Source organism: Brevundimonas sp. (genome assembly GCF_004210735.1).
Classification (GTDB): Bacteria; Pseudomonadota; Alphaproteobacteria; order Caulobacterales; family Caulobacteraceae; genus Brevundimonas.
The window spans coordinates 18,379-39,304 of sequence record NZ_SDZL01000022.1 but is presented as its reverse complement, the minus strand read 5'-3'; the positions used below and the strand labels follow the sequence as shown (position 1 = coordinate 39,304).

The 20,926-nt window shown below is 68.0% G+C and carries 24 protein-coding genes and 1 tRNA gene; 14 read left to right on the top strand and 11 right to left on the bottom strand.

What is annotated here, in order from left to right:
- Window positions 1-64: 64 nt before the first annotated feature.
- The 4 genes from EON91_RS06770 to EON91_RS06755 form a co-directional block, all read right to left on the bottom strand.
- Window positions 65-991: a hypothetical protein gene (locus EON91_RS06770; protein WP_292092763.1), complete on the bottom strand. Its 927-nt coding sequence runs from the start codon at window positions 989-991 to the stop codon at window positions 65-67.
- A gap of 127 nt (window positions 992-1,118) precedes the next feature.
- A complete protein-coding gene (locus EON91_RS06765; RefSeq protein WP_292092762.1) occupies window positions 1,119-1,631 on the bottom strand; it encodes a DUF6468 domain-containing protein in 513 nt (170 codons plus the stop codon).
- Window positions 1,628-2,698, bottom strand: a complete 1,071-nt coding sequence (gene fliM, locus EON91_RS06760) for a flagellar motor switch protein FliM (protein WP_292092759.1) — start codon at window positions 2,696-2,698, stop codon at window positions 1,628-1,630. Before fliM ends, EON91_RS06765 begins: the two co-directional genes overlap by 4 nt.
- A 1-nt stretch (window position 2,699) precedes the next feature.
- Window positions 2,700-3,347 carry a flagellar basal body-associated FliL family protein gene (locus EON91_RS06755; RefSeq protein WP_292092758.1) on the bottom strand — a complete coding sequence of 216 codons (648 nt, stop codon included), beginning with the start codon at window positions 3,345-3,347 and terminating at the stop codon, window positions 2,700-2,702.
- Window positions 3,348-3,528: 181 nt separating this feature from the next.
- On the opposite strand from EON91_RS06755, the gene flgF reads away from it, so the two are divergent.
- From flgF to EON91_RS06720, 7 genes are all read left to right on the top strand, one after another.
- Window positions 3,529-4,266, top strand: a complete 738-nt coding sequence (gene flgF, locus EON91_RS06750; RefSeq protein ID WP_292092754.1) for a flagellar basal-body rod protein FlgF — start codon at window positions 3,529-3,531, stop codon at window positions 4,264-4,266.
- 14 nt (window positions 4,267-4,280) lie between these two features.
- Complete coding sequence (flgG, locus tag EON91_RS06745; protein WP_292092753.1) at window positions 4,281-5,069, top strand: flagellar basal-body rod protein FlgG; 789 nt, start codon at window positions 4,281-4,283, stop codon at window positions 5,067-5,069.
- Window positions 5,070-5,072: 3 nt separating this feature from the next.
- Window positions 5,073-5,849, top strand: a complete 777-nt coding sequence (gene flgA, locus EON91_RS06740) for a flagellar basal body P-ring formation chaperone FlgA (protein ID WP_292092751.1) — start codon at window positions 5,073-5,075, stop codon at window positions 5,847-5,849.
- Between the two features lie 11 nt (window positions 5,850-5,860).
- A complete protein-coding gene (flgH, locus tag EON91_RS06735; protein ID WP_292092749.1) occupies window positions 5,861-6,589 on the top strand; it encodes a flagellar basal body L-ring protein FlgH in 729 nt (242 codons plus the stop codon).
- A 77-nt stretch (window positions 6,590-6,666) separates the two neighbouring features.
- A complete protein-coding gene (locus tag EON91_RS06730) occupies window positions 6,667-7,131 on the top strand; it encodes a hypothetical protein (protein WP_292092747.1) in 465 nt (154 codons plus the stop codon).
- A 39-nt stretch (window positions 7,132-7,170) separates the two neighbouring features.
- Complete coding sequence (locus tag EON91_RS06725; protein WP_292092745.1) at window positions 7,171-7,599, top strand: hypothetical protein; 429 nt, start codon at window positions 7,171-7,173, stop codon at window positions 7,597-7,599.
- Window positions 7,600-7,612: 13 nt separating this feature from the next.
- Window positions 7,613-8,113 carry a hypothetical protein gene (locus EON91_RS06720; RefSeq protein ID WP_292092741.1) on the top strand — a complete coding sequence of 167 codons (501 nt, stop codon included), beginning with the start codon at window positions 7,613-7,615 and terminating at the stop codon, window positions 8,111-8,113.
- On the opposite strand, the gene EON91_RS06715 is transcribed toward EON91_RS06720, so the two are convergent.
- Both EON91_RS06715 and msrA read right to left on the bottom strand, forming a co-directional pair.
- Window positions 8,110-8,457 carry an MmcQ/YjbR family DNA-binding protein gene (locus tag EON91_RS06715; RefSeq protein ID WP_292092738.1) on the bottom strand — a complete coding sequence of 116 codons (348 nt, stop codon included), beginning with the start codon at window positions 8,455-8,457 and terminating at the stop codon, window positions 8,110-8,112. The two genes, EON91_RS06720 and EON91_RS06715, sit on opposite strands and share 4 nt — an antisense overlap.
- 2 nt (window positions 8,458-8,459) lie before the next feature.
- Window positions 8,460-9,122, bottom strand: a complete 663-nt coding sequence (gene msrA / locus EON91_RS06710; RefSeq protein ID WP_292092736.1) for a peptide-methionine (S)-S-oxide reductase MsrA — start codon at window positions 9,120-9,122, stop codon at window positions 8,460-8,462.
- 128 nt (window positions 9,123-9,250) lie between these two features.
- Here msrA and EON91_RS06705 point away from each other — a divergent pair.
- A tRNA-Ser gene (locus EON91_RS06705) sits at window positions 9,251-9,340 on the top strand.
- A gap of 52 nt (window positions 9,341-9,392) precedes the next feature.
- Here the strand turns inward: EON91_RS06705 and EON91_RS06700 are convergent.
- On the bottom strand, window positions 9,393-9,773 hold the full coding sequence (locus tag EON91_RS06700; protein WP_292092735.1) for a hypothetical protein: 381 nt from the start codon (window positions 9,771-9,773) through the stop codon (window positions 9,393-9,395).
- Between the two features lie 149 nt (window positions 9,774-9,922).
- Between EON91_RS06700 and EON91_RS06695 the strand changes: the two genes are divergently transcribed.
- The 6 genes from EON91_RS06695 to mnhG are packed head-to-tail and all read left to right on the top strand — an operon-like array spanning window position 9,923 to window position 15,914.
- Entirely contained in the window at window positions 9,923-12,856 is a 2,934-nt protein-coding gene (locus EON91_RS06695; protein ID WP_292092733.1) for a monovalent cation/H+ antiporter subunit A, read from the top strand.
- The gene (locus EON91_RS06690) at window positions 12,856-13,197 is read left to right on the top strand and encodes a Na+/H+ antiporter subunit C (RefSeq protein WP_366250169.1); all 342 of its coding nucleotides are present in this window, start codon (window positions 12,856-12,858) and stop codon (window positions 13,195-13,197) included. Before EON91_RS06695 ends, EON91_RS06690 begins: the two co-directional genes overlap by 1 nt.
- On the top strand, window positions 13,194-14,789 hold the full coding sequence (locus EON91_RS06685) for a monovalent cation/H+ antiporter subunit D (protein ID WP_292092731.1): 1,596 nt from the start codon (window positions 13,194-13,196) through the stop codon (window positions 14,787-14,789). Before EON91_RS06690 ends, EON91_RS06685 begins: the two co-directional genes overlap by 4 nt.
- Window positions 14,786-15,271: a Na+/H+ antiporter subunit E gene (locus tag EON91_RS06680; RefSeq protein ID WP_292092730.1), complete on the top strand. Its 486-nt coding sequence runs from the start codon at window positions 14,786-14,788 to the stop codon at window positions 15,269-15,271. Before EON91_RS06685 ends, EON91_RS06680 begins: the two co-directional genes overlap by 4 nt.
- Entirely contained in the window at window positions 15,268-15,549 is a 282-nt protein-coding gene (locus EON91_RS06675; protein ID WP_292092727.1) for a K+/H+ antiporter subunit F, read from the top strand. Before EON91_RS06680 ends, EON91_RS06675 begins: the two co-directional genes overlap by 4 nt.
- Entirely contained in the window at window positions 15,546-15,914 is a 369-nt protein-coding gene (gene mnhG, locus EON91_RS06670; RefSeq protein ID WP_292092724.1) for a monovalent cation/H(+) antiporter subunit G, read from the top strand. The genes EON91_RS06675 and mnhG overlap by 4 nt, the downstream gene beginning before the upstream one ends.
- A 46-nt stretch (window positions 15,915-15,960) precedes the next feature.
- Here the strand turns inward: mnhG and EON91_RS06665 are convergent, their stop codons facing one another.
- Genes EON91_RS06665 through EON91_RS06650 form a run of 4 tightly spaced genes read right to left on the bottom strand, consistent with a single transcriptional unit; the run spans window position 15,961 to window position 20,916 of the window.
- Window positions 15,961-17,628, bottom strand: coding sequence for a carboxylesterase family protein (locus tag EON91_RS06665; protein WP_292092722.1), 1,668 nt, complete (start codon window positions 17,626-17,628; stop codon window positions 15,961-15,963).
- Window positions 17,625-18,929, bottom strand: a complete 1,305-nt coding sequence (locus tag EON91_RS06660; RefSeq protein WP_292092720.1) for an MFS transporter — start codon at window positions 18,927-18,929, stop codon at window positions 17,625-17,627. The genes EON91_RS06665 and EON91_RS06660 overlap by 4 nt, the downstream gene beginning before the upstream one ends.
- A 36-nt stretch (window positions 18,930-18,965) precedes the next feature.
- On the bottom strand, window positions 18,966-20,216 hold the full coding sequence (locus EON91_RS06655; RefSeq protein ID WP_292092719.1) for a serine hydrolase domain-containing protein: 1,251 nt from the start codon (window positions 20,214-20,216) through the stop codon (window positions 18,966-18,968).
- Entirely contained in the window at window positions 20,209-20,916 is a 708-nt protein-coding gene (locus tag EON91_RS06650; protein ID WP_292092777.1) for a TetR/AcrR family transcriptional regulator, read from the bottom strand. Before EON91_RS06650 ends, EON91_RS06655 begins: the two co-directional genes overlap by 8 nt.
- Window positions 20,917-20,926: the final 10 nt, after the last annotated feature.

Here is a 20,926-nt window from a genome sequence, read left to right as displayed (position 1 = left end):
TGGCGCGGGCCGCTGAATAGCGATCCGGAGCCCCGGCGCCAACCTTTGGCGCAGTGACTTGAGGCTACTGGACCGACTGGCGCGGTGACGCCGGGGCGGCGGCAGGCGCTGCTGCCGGCTGATAGGGGCGGGGGCCGGCCTCGGCCGGAGTCTCCGCCGCGCGTGCCGGTGTGGCGGCGGGGCGCTGGGCCGGACGCGTCGCAGGACGGGCGACGGGACGGCGCGCGGGAGTTGTCGCCGCAGGCGTCGGGGCCGCTGCGGGGGATGTGGCGGCGTCGGCGGACGCCGCCTCTGCGGGCGGCGTGGCCGGGGCGGCGGCCGCGGCGGGCGTGGCGGCCGAAGCGGCGGTGCGCACCGCATTGGCCTTGGCCTCGAAGCGGCGGGCCAGCTTTTCGGTCAGTTCGCGCGCGGCGGCGGGCGGCATCTGGGCCATGATGGCGGCCAGCGAGCGCGGGCGCATGGCGTCGGCGACCGGCAGGCGCACACTGTCGTTCAGCGTGTTGAAGACGGCGGCGGCTTCCTTGGGCCGCATGGCGGAGTAGACGGCGACCAGACGGTCGATCTCGGCCTTCTCGCGCTCGTCCACCTGGCCCAGCAGGCCCTGCAGCTCGGCCTTGAGGGTGGTCAGTTGCTGGACCTTGCCGTCCAGCTTCTGTTCGGCGGCGGCCATCAGGGGCAGCATGGTGGCGAAGTCGGCGTCGCGTGCGTCCAGTTCGGTGCGGCGGGCCGACAGGCTCTGGATCAGGCGCAGTTCGGCGGGCGAGATACCGGCCTGCTGGGCCAGTTGGTCCGGCGACAGGGCGCACACCGCCGGCGCGGGTTTGGACGCTGCGGCCGTGGTGGCGGCGGGCTCTGCGTTCGGATCGACCGCTTCCTCGGCCCAGGCGCGGGCGCCCTGGAACAGATCAGGCGCGATGCCCACGGCCCGCGCGGCGACCACGCCGCCGATGGCGACGGCGATCAGGGGCAGAATACGGGGCAGCTTGCTCATGGCGAACTCAGGTCAGGCGTTAAACTTCGCCCCTCAAGCCGTCCGGCGCTGCGCGCCGAACATAGGGGCCACTAAAACCTCCCCTCAAGTCGCCGGCCGCCGCGCGGTCGGCATAGGGGAATTAAAATCAGGCGGCGAACAGGTCTTCGTCCAGGCTACGACGAGCGCGGTTGAGGCTCTGTTTAGCGGCTTGGTTAGCGGCGATGGCCTGCAGCACGGGCGCGACGCGCTCGGCGGTCGCGGGGCGGACGGCCGGACTGCGCGATTCCTCGCCCAGTCGGGCGGCCAGCGTGGCCAGGCGGCGCTCGCGATCGTCCTCGATGAGGGGTTCAGTGACGGGCGCCGGCGCGGCCGCGGCCGGACGCTGGGGTGCGCGGGCCATCAGCGATTCCAGCTCCTGCTTCAGGGCGCGGGCCTTGACGATGCGGTCGTGCAGCAGGTCCGTCTCCTGACCCGAAGCGCGCAGGTTGGCGAGCGCGGACTCGGCGCGCGAGGCGGCGGTGTTCAGCTCCTTCACCGCGCCGGCGAAGGCCAGCTGCCCTTCGCGCAGGGCGGTCAGCTTGCGTTCCAGCCGCACGCCATAGCCCAGGGCGGCGACCAGCAGCAGCATCAGGACGGCGTCCAGGATAATTCCGGTCATCGGCGGTTTCCTCCGGCCAGGCGGGAAGCGGCTTCGATATTGATCGGGGCTTCGATGCGAATAGCGATGTTCTGGCCTTTGCGGCCCATCTTGCCGGTCGTCAGCGGAATGGAGCCGGCGCGGATCGAGACATCGGAATCGGGCGTGGCGTTGAACATCAGGGTGTCGCCGACCTTGAGGTTCAGCACCTGCGACAACGGGGCCTGATGCTCGTCCAGCACGGCGCGGACCTCGGTTCCCGTGGTCCAGAGTTCGGTGGCCAGGTGGCCTTCCCAGATGTTGTCGCGGCCGAATTTCTCGCCCATGAACTGCTGCAGCAGCATCTTCCGGATGGGCTCCAGCGTCGCATAGGGCAGCAGCAGTTCGATGCGCCCGCCGCGATCTTCCATGTCGATCCGCAGCTTGACCAGGATGGCGGCGTTGGCCGGGCGCGCGATGGCGGCGAAGCGGGGGTTGGTCTCCAGCCGGTCCAGGTTGAAATGGACGGGGGTCAGCGGCTCGAAGGCGGCGCGCGCGTCGTTCAGCACGACCTCGATCATCCGCTGCACCAGCACCCGTTCGATGGTGGTGTAGGGCCGGCCCTCGATCCGCAGCGCCGCCGTGCCGCGACGGCCGCCCAGCAGCACGTCGACGATCGAATAGATCAGGTTGGAATCGACCGTCAGCAGGCCGTAATTGTCCAGCTCCTCAGCCCGGAACACGGCCAGGATGGCCGGCAGGGGAATGGAGTTCAGATAGTCGCCGAACCGGATCGAGCTGATCGTGTCCAGGCTGACCTCGACATTGTCCGAGGTGAAGTTGCGCAGGGATGTCGTCATCAGCCGCACCAGGCGGTCGAAGACGATTTCCAGCATCGGCAGGCGCTCGTACGACACCAGCGCCGAGTTGATGATGGCCCGGATGCCGCTGCGTTCCGAACCGTCATCGTCGCCCAGGTCGAAGCCCAGCAGGCTGTCGATCTCGTCCTGGTTCAGGACCCGTTCGGAGCTCGCGCGCTCGGCCCCCGCGTCCGCATCCAGGGCGGCGAAGGGATCGACCGGTTCGTCGTTGACGGCCGGGTCGCTCATTCTACTGCACCAGCATTTCTTCGATCAGCACGGCGTCGACCTTGGCCGGGGCTGCGATCAGATTGACCCGGCGCAGGATCTCGGTGCGCAGCTGATAGCTGCCGGCCGATCCGGCCAGGTCTTCGGGGCGCAGCTCGCGCAGGAAACCCTGGAACATGTCCTGCATCCGCGGCGACTCGCCCTGCAGGCGCGTCGCCAGATCGGCGTCGTGCATCTCCAGCGTCAGCTTCAGCTTCAGGAAGGTGGGGCGGCCGTCGGCCGACTGAATGTTCACCACCATGTCGGGCAGGGTGTAGAAGACCACGCCGTCGGGGCCGTCGCTGATCTTGCCCAGGGCCGGATCGCCCTCGGCCGCCGCGCCGCCGCCATGGCCGCCGCCGCCCTTCTTGTCCGCCTTGCCGTGGTCGCCGCCTTTTTTCTCGGCCTTGCCGTGGTCGCCGGCCTCGGCCTCGGCGGACTTGGGCTTCATCAGCATCATGGCCGCCGCGCCGCCGCCGCCCAGGACGACGACCGCCGCCGGGATGATGATGAACAGCAGGGGAATCTTCTTCTTGGCCGGGGCCTCGCCCTCGGCGGTTTCGCCTTCGGCCACGGCGGGCAGGTTGGCGTCGCCGCCCTTGTCGCCCTTTTTCTTGCCAAGCTTCAGCATGCGCACGGCGCCCCGGATAATCCCTTGTCCGTGATGCGGGCGGTTTGGTTAACGAGGCGTTTACAATCGGCAAATCCTGCCGGGCGGATCGCGCCCTGAAACCGGCCAAAGCCTGATTTTCCGGGATTAACCACGTTGGCACGGTCGTTGCGTGGAGGATGGGCGAAGGAGCTTGCTCACCGTGGAAAACGCCGCCTACATCGGACTGTCCCGCCAGATGACGCTGCGCCGCGAACTCGACATCGTGGCCAACAATATCGCCAATGCGGACACGACCGGCTTCAAGGTCGAACAGCTGCTGGTCGGGACCGAGGTCGGCGAGCGGGCGCGGAACCATGCGGTGCGCCCCTCGGCCAGCTTCGTGCTGGACAAGGGCGTCGGCCGCGACTTCGGCCAGGGCGCGCTGAAACAGACCGGACGGACACTGGACTTCGCGATCGAGGGCGAGGGCGCCTTCTTCAAGGTTCAGGACGGACAGGGCGAGGCCTATACCCGCGACGGCGCCTTCACCATCGACCCGGAAGGCCGGCTGACGACCCAGGCGGGCGACGCGGTTCTGGGCGACGGCGGCGAGATCATTCTGGATCCCGCGCGCGGCCAGGTCGCCGTGGCCGAGGACGGCACGATCAGCCAGGACGGCGAACTGGTCGGGCGTCTGGCGGTCGTGCGTTTCGACAGCCTGTCGGTCCTGCAAAAGGGCGGTGACGGCCTGTACCGCAACGCCTCCAACACCCGGCCGGTCGAGGCGACCGACGTCCAGATCCGCCAGTCCATGCTGGAGGGCTCGAACGTCAATCCACTGCTGGAAATCACCAATCTCATCGAGATCAGCCGCTCGTACGAGCGCATCTCCAAGCTGATCGAGAACAACAACGACCTGTCCCGCCGCTCGGTCGAGCGGCTGGGTCGGGTGTCGTAAGGGAGCACTGACACATGCGCGCGCTCAGAACCGCCGCCTCGGGCATGGCCGCCCAGCAGCTGAACGTGGAGGTCATCTCCAACAACATCGCCAACATGAACACGGTGGGCTTCAAGCGTCAGCGCGCCGAGTTCCAGGACCTGCTGTACCAGAACATCGAACGGATGGGCGCGCAGTCGTCCAGCCAGGGAACGGTCGTCCCCACCGGCATCCAGATCGGCGCCGGCGTGAAGGCGGGCAGCGTCTATCGCATCACCGACCAGGGCACGCCGACCCAGACCAAGAACGCCTATGACCTGGCCATCGACGGCCGTGGCTATTTCCAGATCACCCTGCCGTCGGGCGAGCTGGCCTATACGCGAGCCGGCAATTTCGCGATCAACGGCCAAGGCGAACTGGTCACCGACGACGGCTATCGGGTCGAGCCCGCGATCACCATTCCGCAGGACGCGGTGGACGTCGCCATCTCCAAGTCCGGTCAGGTCCAGGTCATCACCGACGGCCAGACCGAGCCGCAGGTCGTCGGTCAGCTGGAGCTGGCCAGCTTCTTCAACGAGGCGGGGCTGGAAGCCATCGGCGACAATCTGGTGCTGGAGACCGCCGCATCTGGCCCGGCCAACATCGGCGCGCCGGGCGACCCCGGTTTCGGCCAGCTGCTGCAGGGTTACACCGAGTCCTCGAACGTCGACGCGGTCAGCGAAATCTCGGCCCTGATCGTGGCCCAGCGCGCCTACGAGATGAACTCCAAGGTCATCAGCACCGCCGACGAAATGCTGTCCGTCAGCGCCCAGGTGAAGAGCTAAGCCATGCGCCTGATCCGCTCCCTCGCCCTGGTCCCTGCGCTGATCGCCCTGACGGCCGGGCCGGCCTTCGCCGGTGTAGTCACCCTGCGCGACAATCCGGTCGACGACGACGGCCGCATCACCCTGGGCGAACTGTTCGAGGGGGCGGGCGCCGCCGCCGATGTCGTCGTCGCCCGCCGCAGCGGCCCGACCGCCGTGCTGGAGGCCGGCCAGCTTCAGGCCCTGGCCCGCCAGTCCGGCCTGCAGTGGAGCAATCCGTCCGGCCTGCGCCGCATTATGGTGCGCGAGGGCGCCGTCGCCGCCGACAGCCTGGGCCGCCCCGCCGCCTCGGTCGCGGCCCGCCCCGGCGCCACAGCCGAGGTGCTGACCTACGCCCGCAGCCTGGCCGCCGGCGATGTGGTCCAGCCCGAGGATGTGATCTGGTCCACCGTCCAGTCCCACATGGCCCCGGCCGGCGCGCCCCAGGACGCCGATCAGGTCATCGGCCTGTCCGCCCGCCGCGCCCTGCGCGCCGGCGCGCCCGTCGCCTCGCGCGACCTGGCGTCGCCCCAGGTCATCGCCCGCAATGACATGGTCCAGGTCGAGTTCGCTGTGGCTGGCGTCAATCTGACCGTCACCGGCCGGGCCACACGCAACGCCGCCCTGGGCGAGGCGACGCCGATTCTGAACGTCCAGTCCGGCCGCACCATCGACGCCGTCGCTGTCGGCCCCGGCCGCGCCGTCGCCGGCCCCGCCGCCGTCGCCGCCCGCGCCCATCCCACCCAGTTCGCCGCCCGCTGAGGAAACACTCCATGCGTTCCCTGATCCTCGCCGCCCTGACTGTTTCGGCCCTGTCGCTGGGCGCCTGCTCCACCGCCATCGAGACGGTGCGCGGACCGCAATTGGCGCCGATCGGCTATCCGGCCGCCCTGGTGCCGGTGCAGCAGGCCTATCTGCCGTCGCCGGAATCCCGCCCGGCCAGCTCGAACAGCCTGTGGCGCGCGGGCGCCCGGTCCTTCTTCGGCGACCAGCGCGCCCGGGTCATCGGCGACATCCTGACGGTCAACATCGACATCGATGACCGCGCCCAGACCCAGAACTCGACCCAGCGCGCGCGCGCCAACGAAAGCTCTGGCGGCGTCACCAACTTCTTCGGGCTGGAGAACAGCCTGGGCCGCGCCTTCCCCGGCGGGTTCAATCCCCAGAACATGGTCGGACTGGCCGGCGAATCCACCGCCTCGGGCTCCGGCTCGGTGAACCGGTCCGAGAAGGTGTCGCTGACCATCGCCGCCGTCGTCACCGACGTGCTGTCGAACGGCAATCTGGTGATCCAGGGTCGGCAAGAAGTGCGCACCAACCGCGAAGTGCGCGAACTGACCGTCGCCGGAATCGTGCGGCCGGAAGATATCTCCAGCGCCAATACGATCAACCACACCCAGATCGCCGAGGCGCGGATCAGCTATGGCGGGCGCGGCGACATCAGCCGCATGCAATCGACGCCCGCGGCCCAGTCGCTGGTCGAGCGGTTCAGCCCGTTCTGAGGTCAAAAAGCGCCAAGCGGAGCCGTGAACCGTTAACGTCTACCCGCGTTTGCCCACTCAGACGCGAGTGATAATCCATGTTCAAGGCCCTTCTTCCCGCCGCCGCCGCCCTCGGGCTGATCGCCTTCGGCGCCCAGACCCGGTCACAGGGCGTGGCCGATTCGCCCGCCGCCATGGCGTGGCACCTGTCACATGAGGGCGACATGGCGAAGCTGGCCTATGGCATCGAGAATTCGGACCAGCTGGCCCTGATGATGACCTGCGCCCCCGGCGACCGCACGGCCGTCGTCTATGGCGAGGTCCAGCCGCGTTCGGCCAATCTCCAGCGCGCCAGCCTGGGCCCGGTCGAGATCGACCCCCTGAGCGGCGGCGATGCGGTCGAGACACGTATTGGCCTGGGCGATCCGAGCTTGGTGCGGCTGTCCGAGGGGCGTGGCCTGGCGGTTGAGGGCGATGCCGGTGCGTTCGATCTGCCGACCACCCGCGCCGAACAGCGGATGATCCAGGGCTTCCTCGCCTATTGCGGTTCGGCCCACGTCTGATCACATAGACAATCAGGACGCTTCAGCGGGGGCTGGATCATGAACGCATGGATCGGCGCCGTCGCAGCGCTGACGTTACAGGCCGCCGAGCCATCGGACGCCGCCTGGACCTGGACCCTGTATGAGGGGCAGGGGCCACTGGTGCTGGCCAATGAGGTTCCCGACACTCGCCATCTGCGGACGACGCTGGAGTGCGATCCCGGCTCGGGCGTGGCGCGTCTGTCCCTGTATGGTCCGGCCCTGACGGGTATCGCCACGGTGAAATCCGGCCCCGCCTCGGCAACGACCGAGGCCAGTCAGGTGCGCGATGCGACCCGGCTGGCGCTGCGCGTGGACCATCCGGTCTTCGTCGCCTTCGCCGCCAGTGGCGATCTGAACGTCGCGATCGCGGATCAGCAGCGCCCCTTGACCGTGCCGCGCGCCCATCTCACCAAGCTGAGGCGTTTCGCCGAACTGTGCGGCGGATAAGGGGGGAGAAGACATGCGCATCGGTATGACGGTCGCCCTTGCGGCCTTGGCGCTGGGCGCGGCGGCCTGCGGCACGATTCAGCCGGCCACGCTGGGGCATGGAACGACGGCGGCGCCCGCGCCCATGCCCGGCTATGACTGGTTTTTGCATGAAGACGGCGATGCGGCCCGGCTGACCTTCGGGCTGGAGGAAAGCGACGACCTGAAGCTGGGTCTGGACTGCGCGCGCGGCGCCGGTCAGCTGGCGCTCAGCGCCATGGCCCCCAAGGGCGCCAAGGCCGAAATCCATCTGGAGGCGGGCGGCGAGACCGAGCGGTTCAGCGCCGTGGCCGAACCGTCTCAGCTGGACGACGGCCTGTTTCTCAGCGCTGCCGCTGGGACCCAGCACCCGGTGTTCAAGCGTTTCGGTCAGCTGGGCTGGATGGCGCTGTGGCGTGGCGACCAGCGCCAGATGATGGCGGGCCACCCCGGCGCGGACGAGCGGGTGCGCCGCTTCCTGGCCTTCTGCGGCTAGGCCGTCAGGCCAAGCTCGGCCCGCGCCTTCTTCGTCAGTTTCGCTACGATCAGCGCATGGGCGGACCGGATATGGTCCGCCAGTTCGTCGTCCGCCCAGTCGTCGATGCGCGGCAGGTTCACCCATTTCGCCCGCGCCATATAGGGCGCTGGCCGGGCGTGCCCGCTCCCGGTCAGCACCTCATAGGCGATGTCCGACACCTTGAACGACACCCCGCCCGTCGCCCCGACCATGACGAACATCTTGCCGCCGATGCGATAGGCGTCGTGGTCGTCGCCGAACGGATGGTCCAGTGTCGCGCCCGGCAGAGCCAGGCAAACCTTGCCGACGCCCTCGCGGTCCACGATCAGGCCGCCGGATCGGCGCTGACGCCGACGCCCACGGGACAGGTCACGCCCGTGCCGCTGATGCCGCAATAGCCGCCGGGATTCTTGGCCAGATAGCCCTGGTGATAATCCTCGGCGAAATAATACGGCCCCGCGGGCAGGATCTCGGTCGTGACGATCCCGCGCCCGGCCGCCGACAGCGCCGCCTGATAGGCGTCACGTGACGCTTCGGCCTCGGCCTTCTGGTCGTCGTTCAGATAATAGATCGCCGAGCGGTACTGGGTGCCCACGTCATTGCCCTGGCGCATGCCCTGGGTCGGGTCGTGGTTCTCCCAGAAGGCCTTCAACAGATCGCCATAGGTGATTTCGGCGGGATTGAAGACGACCTGCACGGCTTCGGTATGGCCGGTGCGGCCCGAGCAGACCTCCTCGTACGACGGATTGGGCGTGATCCCGCCCGCATAGCCGACCGAGGTGACCCAGACGCCCGGCGCCTGCCAGAACACCCGCTCCACGCCCCAGAAACAGCCCATGCCGAAGATCGCCGTCTGGAACCCCTCCGGATGCGGCCCCTTCAGCGGGCGTCCGTTGACGAAATGCACCTCGTCCGTCCGCACCGGCTGGTCGCGGCCGGGCAGGGCGGTCTCGGCGGTGGGCAGGTCCTTGGCCTTCTCGAACAGCATGGCGCACTCCTTGAAATCGTCGTCCCCTCATATGGGTTATCGCAGAGCGCTTGCCGAGGGGGTCTGACTGTTCTAATCAGCGCCCCTCGCCGGACGGACCTCCGGCGCGTTCACGCCAGACGTGGAACGGACAGGTGGCGGAGTGGTCGATCGCGCACGCTTGGAAAGCGTGTGTACGTGAAAGCGTACCGAGGGTTCGAATCCCTCTCTGTCCGCCACGGGCTAGGGATCGAAGTTTCTGTCTAATTCTTCGCCCGCCCGCCTTCTGCATCAGTCGTCCTGTGGACTGTAGGTGTCGCGGGCGCGGACGGCGATGAGCCCGCCGCCGGACGCCAGGGTTCGGTGAATGCGGTCGGTGTCGGGTTCCTCGCTGCCCATGGCTTTGGCCAGGTCGATGATGCTGTCTGCGCCGAGTGACGCCAAGGCGACTTCGCCGAGCCAGCCAGTGAACTGAACGCGGCCGACACCGTCGATGCCGGCCTCATACAGGCTTGCCGGCGGTTGGGCGTCATCGCCCATATATTCGCCCTCGCGGGGCGCTAGCCAGGCCGACGCGATGTCTTCGGTGCTCAAGCCGACTTCGCGCAGCGAGACCAGCGCCGATATGGCGTCCTGGCGGCTGTCGTAAAAATCGATCGTGACTCTCGGCATGGTGCGCTCCTTCGTCGATCCTCCATTGGAGCCGAGCGCCGAAGGAATGTCGCGAGACGGATCGACGCGGCCATTTGCCCGATGTGTCGCGGCGATCGGTGCTTTACCATCAATGCAATCGTCAATGGTTGAGGATTCGCGGACAACGCATGACGATAGGCCTGCTGCTGGTTCTTCTTGTCGCCTTACCGTTCATCGGCGCTGTCGTGGCGGCGGGATTGCCGCGGCATGCCCGGACCGCCGCCGCTGTCCTGTCCTGGGTGGTGGCCTTTATCTGCGTGGTGTGCCTGGCGTTGCTGTGGCCCCGGTTCCAGGACGGAGAGGTCCTGCAACTCGACATTCCGTGGATCCCGTCGCTGGGCATGAACCTGATGCTGAGGCTGGATGGCCTGTCGTGGCTGTTCAGCGCCCTGGTGCTGGGCATTGGCGCGCTGGTCGTCCTGTACGCCCGTTACTACATGTCGCCGAAGGATCCGGTGCCGCGGTTCTTCTCGTTCTTGCTGGCCTTCATGGGGGCGATGCAGGGCCTGGTGCTGTCGGGCAACCTGATTCAGATGGTCGTGTTCTGGGAGCTGACCAGCCTCTTCTCCTTCCTGCTGATCGGCTACTGGAACCAGAACCCGCTTGCGCGGGAGGGCGCGCGCATGGCTCTGACGATCACGGCGCTGGGCGGTCTGGCGCTGCTGGTCGGCATGGTGCTGCTGGGGCAGATCGCGGGCGGCTATGATCTTCAGACGGTGCTGGATTCGCGGGACCTGATCCTGGCGGATCCCCGGCACACGGTGGCCCTGGGCTTCATCCTGGTGGGCGCGATGACGAAGAGCGCCCAGTTCCCGTTCCATTTCTGGCTGCCGCGCGCCATGGCGGCGCCGACCCCCGTCAGCGCCTACCTGCATTCGGCGACGCTGGTGAAAGCGGGCATCTTCATTCTGATCCGGTTCTGGCCGGTCTTCGCTGAGACGCCCATGTGGCTGGCGGTGGTCGGCGGCGCCGGCATGGTGACACTGCTCGTCGGCGCATGGACCGCCATCTTCCAGCACGATCTGAAGGGTCTGCTGGCCTATTCGACGATCAGCCATCTGGGTTTGATCGTCCTCTTGCTGGGCCTCGGCACCGAGTTGGGCGCGATCGCGGCCATCTTCCACGTGGTCAACCACGCGACCTTCAAGGCGTCGCTGTTCATGGCCGCCGGCATCATCGATCACGAGGCCGGATCGCGCGACATGCGCAAGCTCAGCGGCCTGTTCCGGTTCATGCCGGTGACGGCGGCGTTGGCCATCGTGGCGGCTGCGGCCATGGCCGGGGTGCCGCTGCTGAACGGCTTCCTGTCCAAGGAGATGTTTCTGGCCGAGGCGGTGGCCGGCGCCGGGCGCCATCCGCTGGCGACGGCTCTGCCCATACTCGCGACCCTGGCGAGCGCCTTCAGCGTGCTTTATTCGCTGCGGTTCATCCACGCGACCTTCTTTGGACCGCCGCCCACCGCGCTGGATCGCACACCGCACGAGCCGCCGGTGTGGATGCGCCGACCGGTGGAGATTCTGGTGCTGCTGTGCTTGCTGGTCGGCATGTTCCCGGCCCTGACGGTCGCACCCTTCCTGCGTAGCGCGGCCGTGTCGATCCTCGGCGTCGACCTGCCCTATTACAGCCTGGCGATCTGGCACGGCTTCAACCTGCCGCTGTTGCTGAGTGTCATCGCGTTGGCGGGAGGCGTAGGCCTGTATCTGCTGTTCGGGCGGCGCATAAACGCCAACGGGACGGGCGGGCCGCTGGCGGTGCGCTGGCTCAACGGCGGCTATCTGTTCGAAAAGACGATGACCGGCCTGTTCCGCGGGGCGGAATTAGGCATGACGATGTTGGGCGCGCGGGGCGTGCAGCAGCAATTGCGCGTGATCATCCTGGTCGCGGTCGGGGTCGCCATCATCGCGGGGCTGGGCGCTGACGGACTGGGTCTTGCGGCGCCGGTCCTCGCGGCGCCGTCGTTGATGGACACGGCCTTCGCGCTGATGTGGCTGGTCGGCGGGGCCTGTGCGATCACGGCGGCATGGCAGGCGAAATACCACCGGCTGGCGGCCGTGGTGCTGATGGGCGGAGCAGGCCTGGCCAGTTGCCTGTCCTTCCTGTGGCTGTCCGCGCCCGATCTGGCCATCACCCAGTTGCTGGTCGAGATCGTGACGACGGTGCTGCTGCTGCTGGGCCTGCGTTGGTTACCCAAGCGGCTGGAGTCGATCGTCGTGCCGGATCATCTTCAGCGGCGGTCGCGGATACGCCGCCGGGTCGATCTGATCATCGCCGCCGTGACCGGCCTGGCGCTTTCGGTCGGGGCCTATGCGGTCATGATGCGGCCGGCGATCACCAATGGCGTGTCGCAATTCTACGTCGAGCAGGCCTATGTCCTGGCCGGAGGGCGCAATCTGGTCAATGTGATCCTGGTCGATTTCCGCGCCTTCGACACCTTCGGCGAGATCACGGTGCTGGGCATCGTAGGCCTGACGGTCTTCGTCCTGCTGAGGCGCTTCCGTCCTTACGGCGACAGCCTGCCGGAGCCGACGCAAAAGCGGGTCCAGGCCGCGTCGGATCGCCGGCGCGAGGATCGGTCCGAAGGCGATACCTTGAAGGAGGCGATGCTGGTCCCCCAGGTGGTGATGCGCTGGATGTTCCCCTTCATCATCCTTTTCGCCATGCACCTGTTCCTGCGCGGGCATGATCTGCCCGGTGGCGGCTTCGCGGCGGGGGTCGCCCTGTCGGTGGCCTTCGTGCTGCAATACATGGCCTCGGGCGCGCAATGGGTCGAAGAAAGGCTGGAAATCCGGCCCGCGGCGTGGATCGGGCTGGGTCTGCTGATCGCCACTCTGGCCGGCGTGGGGGCCTGGGTGTTTGGCCATCCGTTCCTGACCTCGGCCTTCCAGTACGCCGACCTGCCGTTGCTGGGGCGGGTCCCGATCGCCAGCGCCGTGGTGTTCGACCTCGGCGTGGTCGTGCTGGTGCTGGGCGCCACGGTGATGATGCTGGTCGCCCTGGCCCACCAGTCGTTGCGCAAGGCCCGACAGGCGGCGAGCGCGGATGCGCCGGAGGACCGGACATGATTGAGATCGTCCTAGCCCTAGCCATCGGTGTGCTGGGCGCGTCCGGCGTCTGGCTTCTGCTGCGGCCGCGCACCTTTCAGGTGATCATTGGCCTGTGCCTGCTGTCCTATGCGGTGAACATCTTCATCTTCGCCATGGGCCGCCTGCGCGTCGACGCCCCGCCCGTCACCGCGTCGGGACTGGAGACGCCCGCCCTCTATGCCGATCCCACGCCGCAGGCCCTGGTCCTGACGGCCATCGTCATCAGCTTCGCTCTGACAGCCCTGTTCCTGGTGGTGGTGCTGGCCGCTCGCGGCGCGACCGGCAGCGACCATGTCGACGGTGAGGAGCCCCGGGGATGACCGACTGGCTTGAACACCTGATCATCGGGCCGATCGTTCTGCCGCTGATAGTCGCGGCGGGGATGCTGCTGATCGACGAGCGGCGGCGTATCGTGAAGGGCGTGCTGAGCCTCGCCGCCATGGCCGTGATCCTGGTCATGGCGCTTCTGTTGATCCACGAAAGCACGACGGGGGCCGTTGACGGCGGCGACGTGGCGCGGGTCTATCGGCTGGGCGACTGGGCCGCGCCGTATGGCATCGTTCTGGTGGCGGACCGGCTTTCCACCCTGATGGTGGCGCTGACGGGTGTGCTGGGCATCTGCGCCCTGGTGTTTTCGTTGGCCCGGTGGGATCGCGCGGGGCCCCGCTTCCATATCCTGTTCCTGCTTCTGGTCATGGGCGTAAACGGGGCGTTGCTAACCGGCGACCTGTTCAATCTGTTCGTCTTCTTCGAGATTATGCTGGCGGCCTCGTATGGGCTCGTCCTTCACGGCTCGGGCGAGACGCGCATCCGGGCAGGGCTGGCGTATATAGCGGTCAATCTGACGGCGTCCCTGCTGTTCCTGATCGGGGTTTCGCTGATCTATGGTCTGACGGGGACGCTGAACATGGCGGACCTGGCGACCAGGATCCCGGACATCGCCGCCGAGGATCGTGGCATGGTTCATATCGGGGCGGCGGTGCTTGCGGTCGCCTTCCTGATCAAGTCCGCGTCCTGGCCTCTGGGCTTCTGGCTGGCGCCCACCTATTCGGCCGCCAGCGCGCCGGCGGCGGCCATGCTGGCCATCCTTTCCAAGGTCGGCGTCTATGTCATCCTGCGGCTCAATGCCCTGATTTTCTCGGCCGAAGCCGGGGCGTCGGCTGGCTTCGGCCTGGAATGGCTGCTGGCGGCCGGACTGGCCACCATGCTGTTCGGCGTGCTGGGCATGCTGGCGACGCGCGATCTGATGCGCGCCGCGGCCTTCGCCGTGATGGTCTCGTCCGGCACCTTGCTGGCCGTCATCGGCGGGGGCGGGATCGCCAGTCTTGGCGCGGCGCTTTACTATCTCGTCGGCTCGACCCTGGCCTGTGCGGCCCTGTTCCTGGTGGCGGAGATCCTCGAGCGCGGCCGGGATCCGGGCGGCGACGCGGGCAAGGCGGTGTTCGAGGATGAATACCGCGATCCGTTCGAGGACACCGAGCGCAACGATCCGGGTCTGGTGATCCCTGCGGCCGTGGCGGCCCTCGGCGGGGCGGTTGTTCTTTGCACCTTGATGATCGCCGGCCTGCCGCCTCTGGCGGGCTTCATCGGCAAGGTGGCCATGATGGGCGCTCTGGTCTCGGCTGACAGCGTCGCGGGCTGGATGATCGTGGGCATGCTGGCGGTATCGAGCCTGGCCGCCGTGATCAGCCTGACGCGTCTCGGCGTCGGCGCCGTGTGGACGCGGGACGAGACCGCGCCCAATCTCGTGGTCGGAGCCGGAGAGTTTGTCGGCATCGCCGGCCTGCTGGGGGCCTGTGTCCTGATGTCGATCTTCGGCGAGACGGTCCTGGCCTATGCCCAGCACACCGCATCCTGGCTGGCGGAGCCGTCCGCCTATGTCGGTGCGGTTCTGACGGGAGAGGGACGATGAGGGCCGTGTTGCCACACCCGTTGCTTTCCATGGGGCTGTTCGTCGCTTCGGTGCTGTTGAGCGACAGCCTGGCGCCGCCTTCGCTGGTGTTGGGCGTGGTGATGGCCCTGGCGGCGCCGCAGGTCATGCGGGCCATGCGCATCGAGCCGGTCAGCGTCCGGGCGCCGCTGGCGATCATCACTCTGGCCGGTCGGGTGGCGGTGGATATCTTGCGCTCCAACCTGGCGGTCGCCCAGATCCTGGCTGGGCGCCGCGCAGATCGAGTGTCGGGCTTCATCCATATCCCGCTGGACCTGAAGGCGCGCTATGGCCTGGCGGTGCTGGCCATCATCATCACCAGCACCCCCGGCACTCTGTGGGTCGAGTATGACCGCGCCCGCGGCCGGCTGCTGATGCACGTGCTGGATCTGGTTGGCGAAGAGACCTGGGTGCGGATCGTGAAGGATCGCTACGAGCGCCTGCTAATGGAGATCTTCGAATGAGCGCGCGCATCCTCGAGGTGGGGCTGACGACGGCGCTCGTCCTGCTGGGACTGGCGCTGGTCTGCGCGGCGTTCCGTATCATCCGGGGCCCGCGCGCCCAGGACCGGATCTTGGGTATGGACACCCTGTATCTGAACGGCATGCTGATCGCCGTCGTGTTCGGCATTCGCAGCGGCAGCGACCTGTATTTTGAAGCCGCTCTGGTCATCGGCATGTTGGGCTTCGCCGCGACGGTCGCCCTGGCCAAATTCCTGATGCGCGGCGAGGTGATTGAATGAGTGTTGCGTCCATGCCCGAATGGGCGGCCACTGTGATCGCCGTCCTCGCCGTGGGTGGCGCTGGTCTTTCCCTGCTGGGCGCGGTGGGCCTGGTGCGGCTGAGCTCGTTCTACGATCGCGTTCATGCCCCGACGCTGGGCGCCACGCTGGGCATGGCGCTGATCCTGGTGGCGTCATGGCTGTATTTCGGCACGGCGCACGGCCGCTGGCTGCCTCGCGAATTACTGATCGCGGTCTTTCTGACCGTGACCACTCCTGTCACCCTGATCCTGCTTGCCCGCGCTGCGTTGTTCCGGGACCGGACGGAGCAATCAGAGCCTCAGGAAAAACCGGTGCCCATGGGCGGGGACCAACCCGGAGGCTGATCGCGGCTCCTTGACCATGGCCACTCGCCCGGGGGGGCGGTCACGATCAGCATTCCGGATTGTTCACGCCGGCCTCCGCCAGGACCGGGGACGTCAGGCCCGTGTTCCAGTTCCAGCCCGAGCCGCCGGCCTTGCGTCCGCAGACGGCGCGTTCGTGAAGCTGGAACATGCCGGTCAGGCCGGCGGCGATACGGGGGGCGCCATCGAACACGATATGTGATCCGGTGGCGTCGTAGACTGGCCAGGACGGTGCGCCGTCGGCGGTGGGGGCGCCGGTACGGGCGAAGCTGGTCCAGTAGCCGCGCATGGCGGCGGACAGGCGCGCCTGATCGGCGGTGTCGGGGATCCTTGGCCAGCGCGGCGGGGTGCGGTCCAGGTTGCCGAACATGAAGGGCAGTTCGGCCGCGTGGAAGGCGTGCAGCCCGGCGTCGTCGGCGGCGGGATAGCCATGGTCGAAGACGTAGAGGAAGGACGCCTGCCCACGCGCGGTCTGGGATCGCACCAGCCGTTCCGATGTCCAGCCGTAAAGCGCGTCCCGCGTGTTCGCCAGAATGCTCTCCCCCATGTCCGAGGCGGGATACAGCGCCAGGAAGTCGTCGGCCAGGTCGCCGTACCGTTCGCGGATCACGCGCTCATAGTCGGCGGCGCCGGCGGGGACGGGCGGCGCCAGCATGCGCAGTGAGCGGATCTCACCGCTGTTGAACCCGGCCAGCACGGGCACGTCCGCCTGCTGTCCCCGGTCGAAGACATCGACCAATTGCGCGGGCAGGACGACGCCATCCACCGCGCCGAAGGCGGCGAATCCGGCCATGGCCGCGCCGTCCGTCAGCGCCTGGGCGTCCATCGTCCGCAAAGCGCGCAGCCCGGGCGCCTGCAGCGGGCGTTGCAGGGCGACACCGGCCTGTTCGGCGGCGGGGGCGCCATAGCGGGCGGCCTTCAGTTCGGGGGTGGAGATCATATAGGCGCTCTGGGCGATCGCCTTGTGGAACAGCCCTTTGGCGAGAGGCGAGGCCATCAGATACAGGACGCTGAGACCACCGGCGGATTCGCCCGCGATGGTGACGTTGTTCGGATCACCGCCAAAGGCCGCGATATTGGCGCGGACCCATTGCAGCGCAGCGACCTGATCCAGCAGGCCATAGTTGCCCGAGATGCCCAGCGGCGATTCCGCGCTCAGTTCCGGGTGGGCCAGATAGCCCAGCACGCCCAGCCGGTAGTTGATCGAGACGACCACCGTCCCCTCGGCCGCCAGCGCCGCGCCGTCATAGAGCTGTTCCTTGCTGGAGCCGGTGACGAGGGCGCCGCCGTGGATCCAGACGATCACGGGCGCGGGGGCTTCGGCTGTGCTCGATGGCGTCCAGATATTCAGGGTCAGGCAATCCTCGCTCGTCGCGCCGATGTCCTGGGAATAGATGGTCACGGCATGGGGCGTGGGCTGCACACAGGCCGCGCCGAAACGGGTCGCGTCGCGCACGCCGGTCCATGAGGCCGCGGGCAGGGGCGGTCGCCAGCGGTTCTGGCCGACCGGCGGGGCCGCGTAGGGAATGCCCCGAAACACCTGCATGCCCGCTTCGACCCGGCCGCGCACCGCGCCGGCCGGGCTGGTGACGACGGGAGAGGCGGCGGCGGCTTGATCGCGCGCCTGGGCCGGGGCGACGGCCAGCAGGCCCGACAGGGCGGCGCACAGGCCGAGGACGGAAGTCGCGCGTTTCATCGGGCCATCTCCGCCGCTTTGTCGCTGCGGCTCAGGACGCGCGCCAGCAGCAGGAACAGACCGATCGCGACGACGTAGACGGGCGTCAGCGCATACAGGGCGATCTGCAGCGAGTTCTCGGGATGGGCGGCGCGGAAGAAGTCGCTGGCCATGCCGACGAAGGTGGGGCCGGCGCCCATGCCGATGAAATTCATCACCAGCAGCAGAAGCGCGCCCGACATCACCCGCTGGTTTGGTCGGACTTCGGCCTGGACCAGGGCCACCGACGACGACAGGTAGAAATAGTTCAGGAACGTGGGCAGGGTCAGGAAGGCCAGCGCCAGCGGCCAGCCGGGAGCCCAGACGAAGGCCAGATAGAAGGGGATGGCCAGCGTCAGCGAGATGGCGGGCAGCATGGCGTAGGCCCGCTTTGACCCGCGCGTGAACCGGTCGATCAGCCAGCCGGACGCGAAGATGCCCGCGCTCATGCCGATGCCGACGACCAAGGCGTACCACAGGGCGACGTCCTGCAGGGTCATGCCCTTTTCCCGCATCAGGAACAGGGTCGCGAAATTTCCCAGGCCGTAGGTGATGATCTGTGTCACACCGCTGCCCAGCGAGGCCAGCACCAGCGCGGGACGCGAGAAGAACATCCGCACCGTGGACCAGAAGCTGGCCTTGGGGACGACCTCGGAGGTGACGGGATCCAGCCCGCCGCGCTTCGGCTCCCGGACAATCAGCATCAGGACCAGCGCCGCGATCACGCCGACGATGCCGATCACGATGAAGGCGGTGCGCCAGCTGAAGGCGGCGGCGACCGAGGCGCCGAAGGCGATGCCGATCGCGGCCCCGATGGGCGGCCCCAGATTATAGATGCCCAGCGCCATCCCCCGGCGGCCGGGCGGAAAGGAATCGGTGATGATGGCGTATGAGGGCGGCACGCCCCCCGCCTCGCCAAAGCCGACCGTCATGCGGGCGACGGCCAACTCACCGTAGTTGCGCGCCAGGCCGCAGGCGACGGTCGCCGCGCTCCAGATTCCGCAGGCGACCGCGACCACGGCGACACGATTGGTCCGGTCCGCCAGCCAGCCGACCGGAATGGCGATGAAGCAATAGAAGAAGGCGAAATACAGCCCGCCCAGCAGGCCCAGCTGGCCGTCGCTGATGTGCAGTGTATCCTGGATCGGCTTGGCCAGGATCGACAGCAGCTGCCGGTCCAGGAAGTTCAGCACATAGATGAACCACAGGGCGCCCAGTGTGACCCAGGCGCCCGTGCCGGGCTTGCTGGACCTGGCGGCGTCCGCGACCGCTGTATCGCTCATGATGGTTTCCTCGGTGAAGCGGCCCTTGGGGGCCGTCTATTTTTCGGGATGGGTAAGAGCCTGATAGACAAGGGTGCGGGCGCGCCCGCGAAACTCGGCGCTGACGGGGTCGGCCATCCGCTGGATCAGGCCGATGAAGATCAGGTCGTTCTGGGGGTCGATCCAGAACCAGGTGCCGCCCCCGCCGCCCCAGCTGAGTGTGCCGCGCCCCTCGCGCGCGCCCAGCGCCTGGGGGTCCAGCACCACGGCGAAGTCCAGGCCAAAGCCGAACGCCGGGTTGAACGGCAGAAGCCGCAGCGGGTTGGACGTCGCCAGCACCGCGTCCGGCACGACGTTCACCCCCATCAGGGCGACGGTTTCGGGCCTCAGGATGCGCGCCCCGTCCAGCTCGCCCCCGTTCAGGATCATCTGGCAGAACCGGGCGTAATCCGCCGCCGTGGACAGCAGGCCCCCGCCGCCGCCCTGGATCCGGGGCGGCCGGGTATAGTCATGGATGGGCATGTCAAAGACGTGCGTCGCCTCCCGCAGTCCGCCCTGACCGTCGTCGGAATAGATGGCCGTCAGCCGGTGCTCATTGTCCGGTCGGGTCTGGAAGCCGGTGTCGACCATCCGCAGCGGGTCAAGGATGCGGGACTGCAGGACATCGCCGAACCTCTGGCCGGTCAGCCGCTCGACGATCACGGCCTGCAGGTCCGTGGCGATGGAATAGAACCACTCGGTCCCCGGCTGAAACATCAGCGGAATCCGGGCGGCGCGGGCGACCAGATCGTCTCCGCTCTCAGCCGACAGGACCGCGTGGTCGCGATACGCCCACTCGACCGGATGCAAGTCGAACAAGCCGTAGCCGAAGCCGGCGGTGTGGCTCATCAGCTCGCGCATCGTGGGCGCGCGTTCGGCGTCCGCGACCACCATTTCACCGGCGGCGTTCAGGCCGTTGTAGACCTTCAGGTCGACGAACTCGGGCAGGAATTTCGTGATCGGGTCGTCCAGGGTCCAGCGCCCCTCCTCGAACAGGATCATCATCGCCACGCCGGTGACCGGCTTGGTCATCGAATAGATGCGGAACAGCGCGTCGCGGGACAGCGGCTCGGGCGCCCCCAGCCGCAGCGCGCCGTGGGTGTTGAAGGCGGCGACCTGACCGTGGCGCATCAGCAGGGTGGAGGCGCCGGCGACGTGGCCGCTGTGGACCATGTCCGCCGTCCAGGCGTCCAGCAGACGGAGGCCTTCCGCGTCGAAGCCCAGCGCCTCGGGGGCGGGGGCGAAGGGAAGGCCGCCGAGGTCAGTCATCGCCGGCTGTCTTTCGCCGCTCGGCCGCCCGGCTCTGGCAGACGCCGTGGAAGCCGTGGGCCATGAAGACGGCCATGCGGGCCTTGATCGCCTCGAAATCATCGGACTGGCACAGGCCGCCGGACAGGTGGTCGATCCGCCCCGTGCGCGCCAGGGTCAGGGTCAGGGCGCCGGTGACGAAATGATAGCCCCAGAAGATGTCCTCCTCGGCGCAGTCGGGCAGGGCCTGTTTCAGCAGGCCGATCAGGCGCAGAACCACGGGGTCATACAGCCGGTCCATAACCTCGGCGCCCCAGGTGGGGGTGTTGTTGATCTGGGCGCTCAGCGCGCCGAAGTGACGCCAGCCCTCGCCCCCGGTCGAATAGGTGTCCAGGTCGGTGTCCAGGAAGGCGCGCAGGGCGCCCTCGACCGTCGGCTTTCCGTTCACCGACGCCTCATAGGCGTCCAGCGCCTGCATCCGGCGCCCGACGGTGATCGGGGCGCGCCGCGCCATGACCTTGTCGAACACCTCCTGCTTGTCAGTGAAATAGTAGTGGACCAGGGATTTGTGCACCCCGACCTTGTCGGCGATGTCCTTGATCGTGACCCCGTGCAGGCCGTGTTGCGAGAACAGATCCTCGGCCGCGTCCAGCAACTGCTCCAGGCTTTCGGCGCGTTGTTCGGCCTTGCGGCGGGGTTTGCGAGCGGGGGTGGCGGGCATGCGCTGGACC